Source organism: Mycolicibacterium smegmatis, from assembly GCF_001457595.1.
GTDB classification, from domain to species: domain Bacteria; phylum Actinomycetota; class Actinomycetes; order Mycobacteriales; family Mycobacteriaceae; genus Mycobacterium; species Mycobacterium smegmatis.
The window spans coordinates 1,109,104-1,127,884 of record NZ_LN831039.1 but is presented as its reverse complement, the minus strand read 5'-3'; the positions used below and the strand labels follow the sequence as shown (position 1 = coordinate 1,127,884).

At 67.5% G+C, this 18,781-nt stretch carries 20 protein-coding genes; 6 read left to right on the top strand and 14 right to left on the bottom strand.

Annotated features, from left to right (window positions below; genetic code table 11):
* The 5 genes from AT701_RS05170 to AT701_RS05150 all read right to left on the bottom strand — a co-directional run bounded on the left by AT701_RS05170 (position 1) and on the right by AT701_RS05150 (position 6,334).
* Positions 1-1,593 (bottom strand): ABC transporter substrate-binding protein, encoded by a 1,593-nt coding sequence (locus AT701_RS05170; protein WP_223495350.1) that lies wholly within the window; start codon positions 1,591-1,593, stop codon positions 1-3.
* A 242-nt stretch (positions 1,594-1,835) separates the two neighbouring features.
* Positions 1,836-2,579 carry a response regulator transcription factor gene (locus AT701_RS05165; RefSeq protein WP_223495347.1) on the bottom strand — a complete coding sequence of 248 codons (744 nt, stop codon included), beginning with the start codon at positions 2,577-2,579 and terminating at the stop codon, positions 1,836-1,838.
* 86 nt (positions 2,580-2,665) lie between these two features.
* Complete coding sequence (locus tag AT701_RS05160) at positions 2,666-3,424, bottom strand: aromatic ring-hydroxylating oxygenase subunit alpha (protein ID WP_003892448.1); 759 nt, start codon at positions 3,422-3,424, stop codon at positions 2,666-2,668.
* Between the two features lie 25 nt (positions 3,425-3,449).
* Positions 3,450-5,924, bottom strand: coding sequence for a N,N-dimethylformamidase beta subunit family domain-containing protein (locus AT701_RS05155; protein WP_223495344.1), 2,475 nt, complete (start codon positions 5,922-5,924; stop codon positions 3,450-3,452).
* Complete coding sequence (locus AT701_RS05150; protein ID WP_014876959.1) at positions 5,891-6,334, bottom strand: N,N-dimethylformamidase alpha subunit family protein; 444 nt, start codon at positions 6,332-6,334, stop codon at positions 5,891-5,893. Before AT701_RS05150 ends, AT701_RS05155 begins: the two co-directional genes overlap by 34 nt.
* Positions 6,335-6,456: 122 nt before the next feature.
* On the opposite strand from AT701_RS05150, the gene AT701_RS05145 reads away from it, so the two are divergent.
* The gene (locus AT701_RS05145; RefSeq protein WP_003892445.1) at positions 6,457-7,146 is read left to right on the top strand and encodes an HAD family hydrolase; all 690 of its coding nucleotides are present in this window, start codon (positions 6,457-6,459) and stop codon (positions 7,144-7,146) included.
* A gap of 21 nt (positions 7,147-7,167) precedes the next feature.
* Positions 7,168-7,617, top strand: a complete 450-nt coding sequence (locus tag AT701_RS05140; RefSeq protein ID WP_003892444.1) for a nitroreductase family deazaflavin-dependent oxidoreductase — start codon at positions 7,168-7,170, stop codon at positions 7,615-7,617.
* 1 nt (position 7,618) lies between these two features.
* Here AT701_RS05140 and AT701_RS05135 read toward each other — a convergent pair whose 3' ends face one another.
* Positions 7,619-7,894, bottom strand: coding sequence for a hypothetical protein (locus AT701_RS05135; protein WP_003892443.1), 276 nt, complete (start codon positions 7,892-7,894; stop codon positions 7,619-7,621).
* A 98-nt stretch (positions 7,895-7,992) separates the two neighbouring features.
* Here AT701_RS05135 and AT701_RS05130 point away from each other — a divergent pair, with 98 nt between their 5' ends.
* Entirely contained in the window at positions 7,993-8,922 is a 930-nt protein-coding gene (locus AT701_RS05130; protein ID WP_003892442.1) for a 1,4-dihydroxy-2-naphthoyl-CoA synthase, read from the top strand.
* Positions 8,923-9,024: 102 nt separating this feature from the next.
* On the top strand, positions 9,025-9,939 hold the full coding sequence (locus AT701_RS05125; protein ID WP_003892441.1) for an SDR family oxidoreductase: 915 nt from the start codon (positions 9,025-9,027) through the stop codon (positions 9,937-9,939).
* Here AT701_RS05125 and AT701_RS05120 read toward each other — a convergent pair.
* From AT701_RS05120 to AT701_RS05100, 5 genes are read right to left on the bottom strand one after another with little or no spacing between them, the layout of a single operon-like run.
* Positions 9,920-10,783 carry a polysaccharide deacetylase family protein gene (locus tag AT701_RS05120; protein WP_011727392.1) on the bottom strand — a complete coding sequence of 288 codons (864 nt, stop codon included), beginning with the start codon at positions 10,781-10,783 and terminating at the stop codon, positions 9,920-9,922. The genes AT701_RS05125 and AT701_RS05120 overlap by 20 nt on opposite strands.
* Entirely contained in the window at positions 10,773-11,762 is a 990-nt protein-coding gene (gene speB / locus AT701_RS05115; protein ID WP_413232149.1) for an agmatinase, read from the bottom strand. The genes AT701_RS05120 and speB overlap by 11 nt, the downstream gene beginning before the upstream one ends.
* A gap of 5 nt (positions 11,763-11,767) precedes the next feature.
* Positions 11,768-12,529 (bottom strand): SDR family NAD(P)-dependent oxidoreductase, encoded by a 762-nt coding sequence (locus AT701_RS05110; protein ID WP_058125307.1) that lies wholly within the window; start codon positions 12,527-12,529, stop codon positions 11,768-11,770.
* Complete coding sequence (locus AT701_RS05105) at positions 12,526-13,221, bottom strand: SDR family NAD(P)-dependent oxidoreductase (RefSeq protein WP_058125306.1); 696 nt, start codon at positions 13,219-13,221, stop codon at positions 12,526-12,528. The genes AT701_RS05110 and AT701_RS05105 overlap by 4 nt, the downstream gene beginning before the upstream one ends.
* Entirely contained in the window at positions 13,218-14,684 is a 1,467-nt protein-coding gene (locus tag AT701_RS05100) for an amino acid permease (protein ID WP_058125305.1), read from the bottom strand. The genes AT701_RS05105 and AT701_RS05100 overlap by 4 nt, the downstream gene beginning before the upstream one ends.
* Before the next feature lie 164 nt (positions 14,685-14,848).
* Here AT701_RS05100 and AT701_RS05095 point away from each other — a divergent pair, with 164 nt between their 5' ends.
* Together AT701_RS05095 and AT701_RS05090 are read left to right on the top strand one after the other, a co-directional pair.
* Positions 14,849-16,264 carry a PucR family transcriptional regulator gene (locus AT701_RS05095; RefSeq protein WP_058125304.1) on the top strand — a complete coding sequence of 472 codons (1,416 nt, stop codon included), beginning with the start codon at positions 14,849-14,851 and terminating at the stop codon, positions 16,262-16,264.
* A 48-nt stretch (positions 16,265-16,312) separates the two neighbouring features.
* Positions 16,313-16,684, top strand: a complete 372-nt coding sequence (locus AT701_RS05090) for a VOC family protein (protein ID WP_011727387.1) — start codon at positions 16,313-16,315, stop codon at positions 16,682-16,684.
* A 17-nt stretch (positions 16,685-16,701) separates the two neighbouring features.
* Here the strand turns inward: AT701_RS05090 and AT701_RS05085 are convergent, their stop codons facing one another.
* From AT701_RS05085 to AT701_RS05075, 3 genes are read right to left on the bottom strand one after another with little or no spacing between them, the layout of a single operon-like run.
* Entirely contained in the window at positions 16,702-17,013 is a 312-nt protein-coding gene (locus tag AT701_RS05085; RefSeq protein WP_003892433.1) for a DUF3349 domain-containing protein, read from the bottom strand.
* A 1-nt stretch (position 17,014) separates the two neighbouring features.
* Positions 17,015-17,293, bottom strand: coding sequence for a hypothetical protein (locus tag AT701_RS05080; RefSeq protein WP_003892432.1), 279 nt, complete (start codon positions 17,291-17,293; stop codon positions 17,015-17,017).
* A gap of 15 nt (positions 17,294-17,308) precedes the next feature.
* Positions 17,309-18,565 (bottom strand): inorganic phosphate transporter, encoded by a 1,257-nt coding sequence (locus tag AT701_RS05075; protein ID WP_058125303.1) that lies wholly within the window; start codon positions 18,563-18,565, stop codon positions 17,309-17,311.
* Positions 18,566-18,781: the final 216 nt, after the last annotated feature.

Here is an 18,781-nt window from a genome sequence, read left to right as displayed (position 1 = left end):
TCACTGTTCGAGTTTCACTGAGGTGAGGTCGTACCATTCCTCACTCGCCGAGATGAACCCCGACACATACGGCGCCAGCACGTACGGCGCCTTGTCGTTGACGATGGGAACCAGCGCGGCCTCGTCGCTGACGATGTTGTTGGCCCGGCGCCACCACTGTTCGGCCTCCTGCGGGTCGAGCGCGGTGATCGCGTTGTTCATCGCCTTGTCCAGCGCCGGACTGGAGTAGTACCCGACGTTGGGACCGTTGGGCGCCTGCAGTTCCGACGACGTCACGATGTAGAGCCAGTACGGGCTGGTCATGCCCCAGGACATCTGGGCCATACCGACGCCGTCCTGCATGCCGCGTGCCCACACACCCAGATACGAGATCCATTCCTGGGTCTGGATGTTCACCTTGATGCCGATCTCGGCGAGATTCTGCTGGATGAACTCGGCCATCTGGGCGGGCATGATCTGCCCGGATCCGTCGGTCGAGGTGATCAGCGTGGTCTGGAACCCGTCGGCCAACCCGACCGACGCCAGCAGTTGACGGGCCTTGTCGAGGTTGCGCTGGTAGATGTCCTTGCGTTCGACGTATCCGCCCGCCGACAGCGCCTGCACGCCCCATGCCGGGGTGACCGAACCGCGCAGCATGTCCTTGGCCATGCCCTCGCGGTCCACCGCGAGGTTGATCGCCTGGCGCACCTCGGGAATCGAGGTGTAGCGGTCCTTCATGTTGAACGACAGGTACCACGTGTGCGGCGGGGTGCCCTCCGAGAGTTGATAACCCTCGGAGACCAGGTTGTCGATGCTGTCGGGATTGGGCACCGCGATCATGTCGACGTCACCTGAGCGCAGCGCCGCGGTGCGGGCCGACGGGTCGGGCAGCGGACGGAAGACGACACCGTCGATGTAGGGCACCTTGCCCCAGTAGTCGTCGTTACGCACCAGGTCGATGCGTTCGCCGCGGATGCGTTCTTTGAACTTGAACGGCCCGGTGCCCACCGGATGGTCGGCGACGTCTTCGCCGTAGGTCTGCAGCGCGGTGGGGCTCATGATCGCCGTGGAACCGTTGCCGCCCTGGGCGAGCATACGCAGGAACTCCGAGAACGGCTGGCTCAGACGCATTTTCAGGGTGTGATCATCGACCGTCTGCACCGAATCGAGGAACTTCCAGACGAAGCCGGTCTGGCCTGCGGCACGTGCGTTGTACATGGGCGACGACTTGTCCCACATGCGCCGGACGTTGTACTCGACGGCCTGGGCGTCCAGCGGCGTGCCGTCGTGGAACTTCACGTCTTTGCGGATGTGGAACGTGTACTCCAGGCCGTCGTCGCTGATATCCCACGACTCGGCCAGACCGGGCCGCAGCGGCGGCACCGTCGCCTCGCTCGACGGCATCGAAAGATCCTCGTCGACAAGCGGTTCGAAGATCTGCCGGTTGATCCGCCAGCTCACCCAGCCGCCGGCGACCTGTGGGTCGAGGATGTCGGCCTCGGACTCGATCGCGATGACGAAGACATTGCCGGTCTGCACCGGGCCTCGCGAACAGCCGGCCAGAGCCGCGATCGCGACGATCACGCCCAGGAGCGTGGCGTGAAGACGTGTCACCGGCTGCCGCATGTGTACTCGCAGAACTTCATCGTGGGTCCTCCGGATCACTGGAGAAGATCGTCCATCCGCCATCACGCCACGACGAGCGATGACATCAACGAATTCATGTTTGACGTTATGACCCAGCGGGCACGGAGGGAATACGTCATTCTACGTAATTGATTGCGCTGGTGAACTTTTCATCAAACAGCGTGAACACCGGGCGCCCCTGTCGGGCACCCGGTGCTGGTGGACCGCCGCTACGGCAGCGGCGTCACCGCATCACGTCCGGCGTCGAGGAGTTCGAGTTCGGTGGCCTGCACCGCCGCGGCCACGCGGTTGGCCACGCCGAGCTTGCGCAGCACGCGTTCGACGTGGGTGCTCACGGTTCGCGGCGACAGGTACAGCCGATCGCTGATCTCGGCGTTCGACAGGCCGCTGCGCAGCAGCGCCAGGATCTCCTGCTCTCGCGGTGTCAACCTCGCGCGGGCCCGTGTCCGTAGCTTCGTCACGTACTTGGTGAACAACGGGCGCACGGCTTCCACCGTTGAGCGGTTGCGGGGCGTGAAGTCGGGGCGCTCCATGTTGCCCTGGCACATCCCGACCACGTCGCCCGCACCGTCGTGCAGGACCATGAGGAAGCCGTTGGTGAACCCTTCCGGGCGCAGAACCTCGGCACCGCTGTAGGAGTCGTAGAACTCGGGGACGTCGTCCCAGTCCCAGACCCGCGTCTGGTCGGCGAACTGCTTGGTGAACTCGGGCTTTGCCTGGATGTCGGAGGTCAGATACCGCGCCACGGGTTCGGAGTATCCGACCGAGGTGATCAGGTCGAAACCCTTGGCACCCGGGGTCTTGTACGCGAGCAGGAACGTGTCGCACCGTGCCTCGAGCCGCAGGAAGTCAATGGCGCCACGCACCCGCACCGAGGTGTCGGTCGAGGCCATGTCGGCGGCGATCGAGGCGATGTCACGCATCTCGTTCATCAACGTCATCTGTCCAGCCATCTCGCCCCCCTCCGGTCAAGTGCTTGTGGACAAGTTGACTACGGGTGCGGGTCAACCAGGTTCAGAGCCTGTTTCCATGCCGTAAATCACGCCACGGGTCCGCGTGAGCTCCCCCACACTCGCGCGGCCGCGGCGCCCAACGCACCGCTGCCCTTCGAGTTTGCGAACACGGCCCACGTCATGGTGCTGCGGTATTTGCCCGCGGGCCTGCTGAACACGGCGAGAACGTCGCGGTCGTCGCGGATCACCACGACGTTGGGTGCGATCGTGACCGTGCGGGCCCAGGGGCAGGCGGCGGTGACCTGTTCGGCCGCGCGTGACGGTGCCTGCAGCCAGTTGCCTGCGACGGTGTCCGAGCCGGTGCCGACCAGCGCCACGCCGTCCCACGTCACGTCGGGCACCGGCAGCGGCGGCGGTGTACGCATCGTGACGTTGACGAACAGCAGCGAACCCCACTGCGCCAGAGGGATGTTGACCGTGCGGCGACCGACGAACTCCGAACGTGCGACGCCCCGCGGGTCGGTCCGGTCGTCGAGGACCGGTCCGTCCTCGCTGAAGGCACACGCACGGTGCGGACATCTGACGTTGCGTGTGCTGCCGCAGTGCACGGGCACCGACAGGCATCCGCCGAACGGGCGCGCGTTCAGGGCCGCCACCGGACCGGCCTCGGCCAGTCGCACATGCGCGGCGTGTTGGCCGATGGTCGCGGGCAGGATCGCGCCCACCTCGGTGAGTTGCTCGGCCAGGCCGACGCACACCCACGTGCCGGTCAAGTCGGTGCTGTCCGCCGACGGGTGACGTCCTGAGGACACCGGGGTGAGCAGCAGGTCGCGGCCCGCGGTCATGTGGCCGGCCTGCGTCGCCCGACCGTCACGATCCGACCTCTTCGGGCAGGTGGTAGTTCAACTCGGGGGTCGACTCGAACCGGCCACGCGGCCGCACCGCGTTCGCGGGCGGGGCAGGCAGCGGCCCGTCCTGCATGAAGTGGTCGAGGACGTTCGCGGTGAGCTTCGAGATGTTGTTGTCGTAGTCGTTGTGGGACAGGCTGCCGCAGTACGAGATCGAGCTGAACGACCACACCGCCCCGCCGTTGGGGGTTTCGTGGAACGCCATGTCGGCGCGGATCCGGGGATGCTGTGTGCCGGTCACGCCGGGGGCGTTGGTGAGGATCAGTTCGGTCACCAGCAGATAGGCGTCGGTGTGCAGGCCGGCCGATGTCGCGACCAGCAGTGTGTGCGGAGGCGAGCCCAGCGTGGTGTCGACGGTGTCCAGTTCTGCACCGGCCGCTCCCCCGCCCACCAGACCGAAGTCGCCGAGTCGCTCGTCGTACGAGATGCCCTCGAAAGCCCAGGCCACACGCGGATCTTGGCTCTCGGGTGTGCGCTTGAAGTAGGTCGAGATGTCGAAACCCTGTGCCACCATCGATGTTCCGCTCACCGCGGCCATGTCGCGGCCGAGGAAGCGCCACATGCCGCCGAGTTTGCCGTCGCTCTGGTGGTGGTATTCGCCGGGCTGCGCCTGCCAGGGCCTGATCCCCGATTCGCAGCGGCGCATCTCGGTGACCTCGCCGCGTCCGTAGGCGGGATGGAAGGTGTGCCGCCAGTAGAACCCGTCACCGCCCATGTACATGAGCCGCCCGCCGCGCTCCTTGTAGGCATGGATCGCGTCGAGGTAGTGGCCGTCCTTGTGTTCGGGATGTGAACCCGTGATCAGCACGTTGTAGCCCTCGATCCGCTCCAGACCGTCGTAGCTGATGTCCTCGTCGGTGACGACGTCGAACGTGTAGCCCTTCTCGGTGAGCCAGTCGATCAGGTGCAGGTCGGCGTTGAACTGCCAGGGCGCCTGTGTGAGCCACGAATCGTACTTGGGCCGGAAGTTGAGGATCGGGCGCAGGCGTGAGGAGATGTGCACGCCCGACCCGTCGCTGTGGGTGTCGTACAGCGAGTATCCGTACTCACGGTGCACGCTGAGAAAGATGTTCTGCGGGGCCATGATCGGGGTGCGGTAGATCAGCGCCTCGGCGCTGCCGAAGTTGCTGGCCTGGTGCTCGTTGGCGTAGGCCAGGTAGTCGATGGTCGACATGATGACGGCGATCTTCGCCCCCGGCCGGCCCAGCGGGGTGCGGACGACGAACGGGATGTAGTCCTCGTCGCCCTCGTCGGTGGTGAGCTTCACGGCGTACACCGCGCTGGGCAGATCCCCGGGCACTTCGAGCGTGAAATCGACGGCCCAGCGCGCGTCGTCGACATCGTCGTCGTGGAAGTGGATGGCGCCGTACTCGCGGTGCTCGACGCTCCAGGACGTCACGGCGCCGCTCCAGTTGTGCCCGGTCATCCCCCGCGCGGGCAGGCCGACGAGTTCACCGTCGAGACGGTACGGGCCGCAGTCGACGATGGTGCGCGTCGGGATCTGCAGCGAGAAGTCCCATGCGGCCACCATCACCGCACCCAGCTCCGGGGACGGGCCGCCTGCGCGACGCTCGTCCATGCCCGGAGCGAAACCGAGTTTCATGGTTTCGATCTCGAGGCGGTTCAGCGCGCGTGAGCACAACCGCGGTGCGTCGATCTTGCCGTTGTAGTGGCCCGTCATCACCCATCCGCCGGGCTGACGCGTCTGTTTCCCGGGTTCGGCGCTCGCCGGGTGCGCGGCGAAGGTGAACGGAACACCGGTGTGCGAGATGGGCTGGGCGAACACGGCTTCGACCGCGGCGGGCTGCGGGTCGAGCGCGTACCGCACCTGCGGTTCGCAGAACAGCACGGCGGTTCCCGTGGCGGCGTCGAACGTCGCGGCGACGAAGTGCCAGGCACGGTCACGCACCGGGTGCGGGGCCGTCAGCACCTGATCGTCGATCCGCAGGCACACGCGGCCGTCGAGATCGAGGAACAACCCGTATCCGCGTCCCTGTGCCCACTTGCCCATGATCATCTGCTCACCGGGCGCCCAGTACCCCTCGATCTTGGTGGGCATGGTGGGCCAGATCCAGCACTGCATGGTGAAACTGTCGACGCGCAGGGGGCGGCGGTCGGCGACCATGGCGTAGGACCCGGCGTGGATGCGTTGCGGCCGTCCGGGATAGGTCCCGTTGATTCCGGAGTTGACGAGTTCCTCTTTGAATCCCGGTCCGCTGGGGTGGGTGTCGCCGTGGATGAGCTTGACCAGTTCGGCGCGGTACGTCGCCGGTCCGTCGCAGTTGACGTAGAAGTCGACGCTGTCGCCTTGCTCGACCGACCATTTGCTGCCATAGCCGGTGAGCCGCATCAGTTCCGGGTAGTCGTCGGTGTCAGCCACAGTGCCTGCGTTGCCGTTGGTGTTCATGCGCCCCAGTTCTCCCCTCGCGATTTCCATGCGGGCGTGCAGTGTTCGGGCATCCCGTCCTCGGCGGGGTACTGCGTGAACCGCATCTTGAGGATCTCGGCCTGGGCGGTCTGCTCGTCGGTGAAGACCCGATCGTCGACGAACTGCGGTGCGACGCCGCGGATCCCGGACAGGCGGGCGATACGCCACTGCCGCTCGGGCCTGGTGCAGACGATGACGAGTTTCCCGCCGAACGCCCCGACGGGCTGCATGCGCATGCGGGTCAGGACCCGGTCGAGTTGCACATCGTCCTGGATACCGCCGTGCGCGCCGATCGCGCTGCCAGGACGTTCGGTGCGCAGGACCGAGAAACCTGCCACCCCGCGGAAGTCGGAGACACTCGCCTCGACCTCACGGATCATGCGTTGCCGGCTTGCATCGTCCTGGGGAATCGGGATCATCTGCTCACGCTATGGATGCATCCGGATTCCCACCATCCGGCAGATGACGGATATTTCGTCGAAAAGTGTTGCGAAATACGTCGTTCCGAAACGTCCAGGAAATACTGGCGCCCGTCCGTAACATGGTGGTCATGGTCAAGGCGGTGTTGTTCGACTTTTCGGGGACGTTGTTCCGCCTCGAGGAAGACGAGAGCTGGTTCGAGGGGATGACGGTCGACGAACGGGAGGTCGACGGCCACGTGCAGGCCGAGCTCATGCGCAGGCTCACGGCCCCGACGGGGCGTTCGGTGCAGATGAGCGACGAGCAGTACCACGCCTGGGTGAACCGGGACCTGGCGCCGCATCTGCACCGCGAGGCGTATCTGCATGTGCTGCGCGAGTCCGGGCTTGCCGACCCACACGCCGAGAGCCTCTACGGACGCGTGATCGACCCGGACAGCTGGACGGCCTATCCGGACACCGCGACCGTGCTGAAAAGCCTTAAGCAGCAAGACATCAAGACCGCCGTGGTGTCCAACATCGCCTTCGACGTGCGGCCCGCGTTCACCGCACTGGGTATCGACGCGGACGTCGACGAGTTCGTGCTGTCGTACGAGGTGGGGGCGGTGAAACCGGACGCCGCGATCTTCACGACGACGCTGCAACGGCTGGGTGTCGCACCGCAGGACGCGCTCATGGTCGGCGACAGCGAGGAGGCCGACGGCGGTGCGACCGCGGTGGGATGTGCATTCGCGCTGGTGGATCCGCTGCCGACCACCGAGCGGCGCGACGGTCTGATCGCGGCGGTGTCGTCTGTGGGCATCGCGACCTAACCTGGTGGCATGGGCTCCGAAATGCGCACCGAACGTATCCGGCCGCCGTGGTGGCTCAAGTACGTCAACAAAGTGATGATCGGGTTGTCCAAGGTCGGCGTCGGCGGGGACAAGGGGCCTGTGGTGCTCACGGTGCCGGGCCGCAAGACCGGCAAACCCCGGACCACTCCCGTCACACCGATGACCGTGGACGGCAAGCGGTACGTCGTCGGCGGGCTACCCGGCGCCGACTGGACGGCGAACCTGCGTGCCGCCGAAGAGGCGACGATCCATCAGGGCCGCAAGGCACAACGCGTCCGCGCGGTCGAGATGTCGGTGGAGGAGGCTCGACCGCTGTTGCGGGAGTTCCCCATCCTCGTGCCCACCGGCGTGGGCTTCATGAAGAACGCGGGACTGGTCACCGGGCCCCATCCGGACGAGTTCGAAGCACTCGCCGGACGGTGCCCGGTGTTCCGTCTCGATCCGCTCTGAACTACAGGTGCGGCGCTTCCTTGATCTTGCTGTCCTGCTTGCCCGCCGTCTGGCAGAAGGCCTGCACCGCAACGCGCGTACCGGTGATCTCCAGCTGCGCGGCGTCGGTGCCCTTCTCGTCCTTCAGCATCTTGGCGACCGCGTCGTCCTGCGTCTTCTCGTCTTGGCCCAAGAAGTCCTCGCAGGTGGTGTCACCGCCGGTGACCGCTGGGGAGCAACCGACGATCATGAAGCCGGCCACCAACCCCGAGAACAACACGCCTGCTGTGCGCTTCATCGAAGCCCTTTCTGTCTGCTGATGCGCGATACGCATCATTGCGCCGGTTTCATACCCTTCGTCGGTACGGACGAAACCTCCGCTCTACAGTCGAGCAAATGAGCAGCCAAGCAGCTTCGGACAACCCGTTCGACCCCGCGATGTGGGAACGGGTGCCCGGCTTCGATGATCTGACCGACATCACCTACCACCGCCACGTGCTCGACGGCGCACGTCAGCCCACCGTGCGCGTGGCGTTCGACCGGCCCGAGGTGCGCAACGCGTTCCGGCCCCACACCGTCGACGAGCTGTACCGCGTGCTCGACCACGCGCGGATGTCGTCCGACGTCGGCGTCATCCTGCTCACCGGCAACGGCCCGTCGCCCAAGGACGGCGGCTGGGCGTTCTGTTCCGGCGGCGATCAGCGCATCCGGGGGCGCACGGGCTACCAGTACGCCTCGGGCGAGACGGCCGAGACCGTCGACCCGGCACGCGCGGGCCGACTGCACATTCTCGAGGTGCAGCGGCTCATCCGGTTCATGCCCAAGGTCGTGATCTGCCTGGTCAACGGCTGGGCCGCCGGTGGTGGGCACAGCCTGCACGTCACGTGCGACCTGACGCTGGCCAGCCGTGAGCACGCGCGGTTCAAGCAGACCGACGCCGACGTGGGCAGCTTCGACGGCGGGTTCGGCAGCGCCTACCTGGCGCGCCAGACCGGCCAGAAGTTCGCGCGCGAGATCTTCTTCCTGGGCCGTGCCTACGACGCGCAGACCATGCACCAGATGGGCGCGGTCAACGAGGTCGTCGACCATGCCGATCTGGAGAAGGCCGGGCTGCAGTACGCCGCCGAGATCAACGGCAAGTCGCCGCAGGCGATCCGGATGCTCAAGTTCGCGTTCAACCTCATCGACGACGGCCTGGTGGGCCAGCAGGTGTTCGCCGGTGAGGCAACACGTCTGGCGTACATGACCGACGAAGCCGTCGAAGGCCGCGACGCGTTCTTGGAGAAGCGCGACCCGGACTGGAGCCGCTTCCCGCGCTACTTCTAGGCGTATTTTCCGCCGAAACGTCATTCCGGCAGGCAAAGTGCGAGTGGACGCCTGCTGGAATGCGGTTTCGGCGGAGATCAACGGCGCACCTACACTCCCGACATGAGCAAGCACCCGTTACGACGGCTCACCGACAACCTGTTCCTGGCGAGTATGCGGCCGCCGGTCACCGACCAGTTGATTCAGCTGCGGGCCGCGCGCGACGCGGTGGACCTGACGGGCAAGCGGGTGCTGATCACGGGTGCGTCGTCGGGCATCGGCGCCGCTGCCGCCCGCAAGTTCGCCGAGCGTGGGGCACGGGTGATCGTGGTGGCGCGACGCGCCGAACTGCTCGACGAGGTGGCCGGTGGCATCACCGCATCCGGTGGTGACGCGAAGGCGCGGCCGTGCGATCTGACCGACCTCGACGCGATCGACGCGCTGGTGGCCGAGATCGAGTCCGACCACGGCGGCCTGGACATCCTGGTGAACAACGCGGGGCATTCGATCCGCAGGCCGCTGGCCGACTCCCTGGAGCGCTGGCACGACATCGAGCGCACGATGACGCTCAACTACTACTCGCCGCTGCGGCTGATCCGCGGGTTCGCGCCGGGCATGCGCGAACGCGGCGCGGGCCACATCATCAACGTCTCGACGTGGGGCGTGCTGAGCGAGGCGTCGCCGCTGTTCTCGGTGTACCAGGCGTCGAAGGCCGCGCTGAGCGCCGTCAGCCGCGTCATCGAAACCGAATGGGGCGACGGCGGTGTGCATTCCACCACGCTGTACTACCCGCTGGTGGACACCCCGATGATCAAGCCGACCCGCGCGTTCGACGGGTTGCCCGCGCTCTCGGCCGACGAGGCGGCCGACTGGATGATCACCGCGGCGCGCCACCGCCCCGTGCAGATCGCACCACGAGTCGCGGTGGGCGCCAGGGCACTCAACGCCGTGGCGCCCGGTGTGGTGAACGCCGTGATGAAACGTCAGTCGGCACAACCGGACGGCGTCGGGCGCCGGCCTATTTTCCCGGCTGGGTGATGCTGCGCGGGGTGAGACCCTGCGCGCGGACATGCCGGGCGAGGGTGCCCAGATTGGTGGTCCACACGTCGGCGTGCTCGGTGACGTAGCGCATCAGATCGTCGAGTTCTGCTGCGCGCGAGGCTCTTCCGGACAGGAACGGGTGATTGGTGAGCACCCAGCAGCCGCCGGCGCGGCGCAACGCGTCGAACTCCAGTTGCCACAGTTCCCGTGCCTTGCGTGGGCTTTCGATGAGCCCGCTGCCCGAGATGTCGGGCAAGAAGCAGTACTGCTCCCAGTCGTCGAGCGCCCACTGGATCGGGATCTCCACGAGCGAGGTGTCCCCCACCGCGAGTTCGTAGGGAACGTCGGCGTCCATCAGGCTGGAGTCGTACAGGAAGTTGCGTTCGGCGAGCAGACCCGGTGTGTGCCACGACAAGTCCCACATCGGGGCGCGGTAGCCGGCCGGTGTGACACCGGCGACCTCGGCGAGCGCTTCGAGGCCGCGGTCGAGCGCCTCGATCTCCTCTTCGAGCGTGAGCGCGGTGGGCTGCTCGTGCAGGTAGCCGTGGTGGGCGACCTCGTGGCCGGCCGCGACGATCGCCCGCACGGCATCGGGATAGCGGTGCGCGGTGTGCCCGGGCACGAAGAACGTCGAGGCGATCTGGTGGCGGTCGAGCAGATCGAGGATGCGCGGCACGCCCACCAGGGGCCCGTAGGCCTGGTGGCTCATGACGCTCATGCGCGCGCCGACGGCCTCATTGCCCCACAGGATCGCCGACTCGGCGTCGACGTCGAACGTGAACGCCGCCGCCGCGACCTTGCCCTCGGGCCAGACCAGGCCGGGAGCCGATTCAGAAGCCATCGGCCATCAGCGTAATCAATTCGTAGGCCAGGTTAGCGGCCGCGACCGCGGTGACGTCGCCGCTGTCGTACGCGGGGGCGACCTCGACGATGTCGGCGCCCACGATGTTGAGCCCACGCATCGCGCGCAGCACCGCGACGAGTTCACGGCTGGTCATGCCGCCGATCTCGGGCGTTCCCGTGCCGGGCGCGAACGCCGGGTCGAGGACGTCGATGTCGATCGACACGTACACCGGATACTCGCCGACCCGCTCGTGGATGCGCGAGATGACACCGTCGACACCGATGCGGTCGATGTCGCGGCAGTGCACGACCGTGAATCCGAGGGACTCGTCGTCGAGCAGATCGGCGCGGTCGTACAGCGATCCGCGGATGCCGACGTGCGCCGAATGCCCTTTCACGATGAGCCCCAGTTCCGACGCGCGACGGAAGGGCGTGCCGTGCGTGCACGGCGCCCCGAAATAGGTGTCCCACGTGTCGAGATGTGCGTCGAAGTGCACGAGCGCGACCGGGCCGTGGATGGCGTGCATCGCCTGCAGAGCGGGCAGCGCGATCGTGTGGTCCCCGCCGAGCAGCACCACGCGCTGGTCGGGGCGGTCCAGCAGTTCGGTCACGCCGTCACGGATCTGCCCGACGGCCTCGTCGATGTTGAACGGGTTGACCCCGAGATCACCGGCATCGACCACCTGGGCCTGCGCGAACGGGCTCACGTCGAGCGCGGGGTGGTACGGCTTGAGCAGACGCGACGCCTCGCGGATGGCCGACGGGCCGAAGCGGGCACCGGGCCGGTAGGTGACACCGCTGTCGAACGGCACACCCACCACCGCGATGTCGTGGTCGAGGACCTCGAACCGCTGCGGCAGACGCGCGAACGTCGCGATGCCCGCGTACCGCGGCACCTCGGTGGCGTTGACCTGGCCCACCTTGCCCGACGCCGACCGCACGTACGGCTGGCCTTCCACGTGCTCTCCTTTCGTCATGAACTTCACGCCCTGGCCCGGGTGGACCCGCCGTTGCTGGAGATCACCTGTCCCACAACCGCTTCCAGTTCGAAATCGGCGAGGAACTCCACGGTCGCGGCGATCTCGTCGGCAGATCCGATGCGGCCCATGGGAATCGCCTCGGCATACTGCGCGTGCATGGTCGCCAGATCGACCCCGGCGGCGTCGGCGTCGACCTGCAGTTGGGGAGTGTCGGTGACACCGGGGGCCACCGCGTTGACGATGATGTGCTCGGGTGCGAGTTCACGGCCGAGCGATTTGACCAGCGAGATCAGCCCGGACTTCGCCGCGGCATAGGCCGTGGCCTCGGGCCAGCCGATCACACCCCACTCGCTCGCGATCACCACGATGCGTCCCGCGCCGAGGCGTCGCATGTGCGGCAGCACGGCCTGCACCAGGTGGAACGTGCCACCGAGGTTGGTGTCGACGACGCGCCACCAGTCGCCCTCGTCGTGGTCCAGCAGCGGCGCCATGGTCATGTACGCGTGGTTGGCGACCAGGATGTCCAGTCGCCCGGTCGCCGCGGCCACGTCGTCGGCGATCTGTCGGCACACCGCCGGGTCGGACACGTCGCCCGGCGCGGTGAGTCCGCCGATCTCCTGCGCCAGCGCGTGCAGGGCATCACCGGCGCGGATGTCGTTGACCGCCACCGTCGCACCGGCCGCGGCCAGCCGCCGTGCGTGTGCGGCACCCATCCCCTGCGCCGCACCTGTCACCAGCGCGACGCGGCCTGCCAGCGAGGTCATATCACCGCTCCTGAGTTCACGTTCACCACATCCCCCGTCGCGAAAGTCGCGTCGCACACCAGGTATTCGACACAGCGGGCCACCTCACGCGGCGACGCGAGCCGGCGCAACGGCAGCGTCTGAAGGTATTCCGGTGCTCGCCATGGCGAATCCTGCGCCAGCAGCGGCGTGTCGGTGGGCCCCGGGGCGACGGCGTTGACACGCACACCGCGGTCGGCGACCTCGGCGGCCAGGCTGCGCACCAGGCCGATGATGGCGCCCTTGGCCGCGGCGTAGTGCGCCTCGCAGTCACCACCGCCGACCGCGAGTTCGCTCGCGACGGCGACCACCGCGCCCGAGCGCGCTTCGAGCATGTCCGGCAGGCACGCGCGTGCGGCGTTGAACAACCCGCCGAGATGCACGCGCAGCATGCGCTGCCACGCCTGCGTGCCGATGTCGGCGACCGCGGCCATCTCGTAGTGCCCGGCCGAGGTCACCAGTGCACTCACCGGGCCGAGCGTGCGCCGGATCTCGCCCACCGCGCCGGAGACCGCGGAGCCGTCGGAAACATCCACCGCGACAACGTGATCGGCGTCGGCACGCCCTGCCATGTCCAGGACACCCACGCGGTAGCCACGCGCTCGCAGGGCGTCGACCACGGCCGCACCGATGCCGCTGGCGGCGCCGGTGACCACCGCTACCGGGGCGGTCATGAGCGATCGGCCAGTTCGTCGCGCAGCTCGGCCTCTTCGACCACTGCCGTGCCGGTGATGTGCGAGCGCACCGAGGCCAGGATCGCCGTGCCCAGCACAGCCAGCGCCGCGACGCCGATCCACACCGACCAGTCGAGCCAGCGCTGGTCGAAAGCCGCACGCGGCCAGGCGATGTTGAGGAACTGCAGGCTCGCCCACACCACGGCCACCAGCGCGACCGGCAGCGTGAAGCCCTTGAGCGAGAACGTCGCAGGCGTCCAGGTGCGGCGCAGCAGCACCACCAGGAAACCGACGAGCGGGAACAGGAACGCCAGGTAGAAGCCACCCGCGGTGAAGTTCACCATGAGCGAGTAGATGTCGCCCGCGACGATGCTGAGCAGGAACAGGCAGGCGCCGATGACCGTGGTGACCAGGATCGCCACGGTCGGGATGCGCGCCGGGCCGCGCAACCGTCCCAGCGCGGACGCGGCGGGCAGCGCACCGTCACGGGCATACGCCCAGATGACGCGCGACGCCGAGGTCTGCAGCGCGAGAAAGCTTGCGAGGAAGCCGATCACGAACATCACCTCGACCGGTTTGGCCACGCCGTGCCCCAGCGCGTTGGTCAGCGTGTCGTAGACCGGGTCGGCGACCGCGCCCTCGGCGACCGCGTCGAGATCCGGGATGGCCAGGATGATCGCCAGGCTCGAGTAACCCACCACGAGCGCGATGAACGTCAGCGAGAACAGCACGGCCTTCGGCAGGTACTTGCGCGGCTCGTGGACCTCCTCGGCGATCGAACCGGCGCTCTCGAACCCCACGAAGCTCCAGCCGATGAACGCCACAGCCAGCAGGAACGGACCGCTGAGATACGACCACATGTCCACATCCACGCCGCCGCCGGAGAACAGCACCGAAAGCGAGTTCTCGCGGTGGAACAGCAACAGCCACGTGCCGAGCACCACCGAACCGATGACCTCGGCCGCGATGCTGGCCGCCATGAAGATCTTGAGTGCCTGACGTCCGGCGAGGTTGACCGCGGTGCCCGCCAGCAGGATCACCAGCGCGATCAGCGCGAGCGTGCCGCCGGACGGTTCTTCGAGACCGGCGATGTTGGCGACGAAGCCCGCCGCGCCGAGCGCGACCGTGGCCATCGCGATCACGAGTGTCCACATGTAGAGCCAGCCCGCGAACCAGCCGTAGGTGGTGCCGAGCAGGCGCCGTGACCACTGGTAGATGGACCCTTCGAGCGGCCAGCGCGACACCAGCATCGCGAACACCAGCGCCACGAGGAACTGGCCTGCGAACACGAGGCCGAAACCCCACCAGAAGCTGGGGCCAGCGGCCGAGAGCGCCAGGCCGAAGATGCCGTAGAGCGCGACGATCGGCGAGATGAACGCGAAGGCGAAGGCGAACGCCGACCACAACGAGAACTCGCGGCGCAGAGTTTGCGAATCGCCTGACGACGACTCAGGTACAGACACGGTGTCCTCCCTTGATCCGGTTGCACGAACTATCACGCCCGCCCTGTGCCACCGCCAAGGCGTTGGGACAAAGTCGCTGCAAACCCACCGTCGCGCACCCGGGGCTTTGGAGGATCGCACAACGCGGCGGCGCCCTCATATGACGTCCGCGTTACGCTCGGTCCGTGCCTGATCGCGACGACGTCGCCCCCACGCTGCGCGATTTGCTCAATTCGCACCTGGGTGTCGTGGCGGCCCAGAACCTGACTGATGATCTGTCGGCTGAACTGGACCGGACGATCACGTGGGCCCACACCACCGAGCTGCGCGACCCGTCGCGCTACCTGCGCGGCGGCGAACTGGTGTGCACGGTCGGCATCAGCCTGCAGACGCCCGACGACTGTGAGGCCTTCGTCGCGGCACTGTGTGAATCCGGTGCCGCGGGCCTGTGTTTCGGCACGGGCGACGCGCACGACGCGGTTCCCGACGCTCTTGTCGCGGCATGCACGCGCAGGCGGTTGCCGCTGCTGATCGCGCCGCCGAATGTGCTGTTCGCGACCGTGAGCCGCTACGTGGCCGACTTCCAAGTGGGCGGCGAACTCGCCGTCGCACGCGCGACCAACACCCTGGTGCCGGAACTGCTCGCGTCTGCGCGTCGCCGCGAATCACCCCGGCAGCTGCTGGACCGCGCGGGTGAGGTGCTGGGCTGCTACTTCCTGCTCGAGCCCGGCGCACCCGCAGACACCGGCGGCCCGGCAGCGCACACCGTGACCATCGACGGACTCGGCACGTTGGTGTGGGTGGGCAGCGGCACGCCACCCGACGACGCCGTGCTGGACGTGATCGTGCGGTTCGTGCAGGCCGCGCAGGGCGAGCGTGACATCGAAGCGGCGCTGGCGCGTGAACGCGTCGGTCAGCTGCTGTCACTGGTCGAGCGCCGCATGCTGCTTCCCGACGCGCTCAACCAGCTGCTGGACTGGCCCGGCCTCGCCGCGCGTGAGGTGGCCTGCTCGGCGTGGCCGGCCGGTGCCGGCGCCCTGTTGTCGATGGCGTTCCCCACCGCGCTCGTCGGCGACGCCCCCGAGGTGTGCCTGGTGTTGACCGACCCGGCGACCAGCGCCACCGCCGACCTGCCCGCGATCGCCGCCGAACTGTCGCTGCCGTCGGGACATTCGGCCACCGCACCGCTGGCCGAACTGGGCTCGGCGATCACACAGGCCCGCATCGCGCTCGACCTAGCACGTCAGCACGGCGGCAGCATCGGGCCCGATCAGCTGAGCACGTTCGACAGTCTGCTGGAAGGCCTTCCGCTCAGCAGGCTCACGCCGTTCAAGCAGCAACTCATCGACCCCCTGGCCGAGAGCGACCACGAGCGCGGCACCCAGCACGTGCGGACGCTGCGGGTGTTTCTGGCCACCAACGGATCCCTCATCGACACCGCGCGCGAACTCTTCCTGCACACCAACACCGTGCGGCACCGGCTCGCGCGCATCCACGAGATCACCGGCCGCAACCCGCTGAACTTCGAGGATCAGGCCGCCTTCGCAATCGGCCTGCGTGCCAGTGACCGGCACAGCCGCATGACACGGCGACCGAACTGATCCCGTGTCGCCCGCCCGCGCGGCAAACGAGGGTGGTAGACAGACACCATGGAGATCCTGGCCAGCCGGATGTTGATCCGACCGGTCGACTACGAGAAATCGCTCGAGTTCTACCGCGACGGGATCGGCCTGGCGATCGCGCGTGAATACCCCGGCGGCACAGTGTTCTACGCCGGTCAGTCGCTGATCGAGATCGCCGGCCACGGCGAACCGTCGGGAGGCGGCAGCCTGTGGTTGCAGGTGCGCGACATCTACGCCGCGCAGCAGGAGCTCGAGGGTCGCGGGGTGCCGATCACGCGGCCGGCCAAACAGGAACCGTGGGGTCTGCACGAGATGCACGTGACCGACCCCGACGGCATCACGCTGATCTTCGTCCAGGTGCCCTCGACGCATCCGCTGCGGCGCGACGTGCGGGATTAGGCGCTCAGCGCACCGGCCTAGCGCACCGGAACGGCCAACGGCCAGCCCACCGATGCCAGCCGCGCGGCGACCTGGTTGATCTCCTCGGCGGTCGGTTCCTTCTCGATGATCTGGTGCACCGCGTTGCGGATGTCGTCGTCGGTCACCGGGCTCTGGCCATCGGTGGAACGCAGGATCGCCTGCGCCGCGCGCACCACCTCGTCCTCGGTGAGCGACCGCTTCAACAGGGCCAGCAGCGCGAAATAGTCTTTCGGCGGAACGCCCTCGGGGTAGCCCTTGCGCAGCCAACCGAGGACGTTGTCCATGAAGGTCGTCGTCGTCTCGGTCATGTCACTTCCTCGGAAGGAACGGGAAAAGGTCGACACCGGTGTGGTGGATGATGGTGCCGCGCGTGATCCACAGGATCGCGACCAGGATCACCGCACCCACGAACACGAACAGCGCCAGGCCCAGGAACTTCATCATCGGGTTGCGTGCCGCGGCGGTACCGTCGGCGTCGGCGTCGGTGCCCGCGAACGCGAGCAGGCCGGTGGCGAACAGCGCGGGCAGTCCGGCGCCGAGGATCAACCCGACCACCAGAACCTTCATGATGGATTCCAGGTAGGTCATCAACGTTCCTTCAGGTCAGACACCCGCGGGGGTGGGGCGCTCGGAGTTGTCGGGGATGGTCACCTTCAGATCGGCGGGAACCACCGAGTTGGTGGTCTCGTCCCAATCGGCGTTGACGTTGTTGTGGTCGACCTTCTGCTGCTGTGCACGCCACCACATGTAGAACGACAGGCCGACGAGAACCATGAAGATCAGGCCGTCACCGGCCAGCGACGAGCCGGTCAGCTTCTCGACCCCGTGGGACAGCCAGAACGCCAGCGCACCGACGATGCCCGCGGCGGGCAGCGTCACGAGCCACGCCACCGCCATGCGGCCCGCGACCGCCCAGCGCACCTCGGCACCGGGCTTGCCGACGCCGCTGCCGAGGATCGAACCGGTGGCGACGTGGGTGGTGGACAGCGCCATACCGGCAGCGCTAGAGCTCAGGATGATCGCGGCGGATGACGCCTCGGCGGCCAGGCCCTGCGGAGATTCGATCTCGACGAGGCCCTTGCCCAGCGTGCGGATGACGCGCCAGCCGCCGAGGTAGGTGCCCAGCCCGATGGCCAGCGCGCACGACGCGATGATCCAAAACGGCAGGCCGTTCTCCTTGACGTCGCCCGAGAGATGTCCGGTGGTGATGAGCGCGAGCGCGATGACGCCCATGGTCTTCTGCGCGTCGTTGGTGCCGTGCGACAGCGCCACGAGCGAGGCCGTCGCGATCTGGCCCACACGGAAGCCCTGTTCGCGGCGCTTCTGTGCGACATTGCGGGTGATGCGGTAGATCAGCCACGTGCCGCAGCTCGCGACCAGGCAGGCGATGACGGGGGCGGCGACCGCCGGGATCAGCACCTTCTGGGTGACGCCGGCCCAGTTGACTCCGGCGAGGCCGATCGCGGCCAGTCCGGCGCCGATCAAACCGCCGAACAGGGCGTGCGACGAGCTCGACGGGATTCCGAACAGCCACGTCAGCAGGTTCCACAGGATGCCGCCGATGAGGCCGGCGAAGATGATGGTGAGCCCGGTCGAGGCGTCGATCGAACCGACGAGCTGACCGGTCGAGGAATCCTGGATCTTGAGCACCGAGCTGGTGACGGTGATGGCGACCTCGACCGAGAGAAACGCCCCGACGAGGTTGAGCACGCCGGCCAGCAGGACCGCGGTCTTGGGCTTGAGCGCTCGGGTTGCGATCGAGGTGGCCATCGCATTGCCGGTGTCGTGGAAGCCGTTGGTGAAGTCGAAAGCAAGTGCGGTTGCTATCAGCAGCACCAACACGACAAGCTCTGCGCTCATGCCGCCAATTCTGCTGGATCGCGAAGCGATTTGACCAGCGACAAGCCGTCCTAAATGCTGCGTCTGACCTGCGTGTTTCCTGCATTGACGGCAGTGTTCACCGACTGTTCATCTTCTCGCCGTGATGCGTTTCCCGGGCGCGGCCGGGATCGACGCCGCGAGAGGCGATTTCGCTGTGACCGCCGTCACCAGCCGAGTGGGCGTGTATGTGAAATC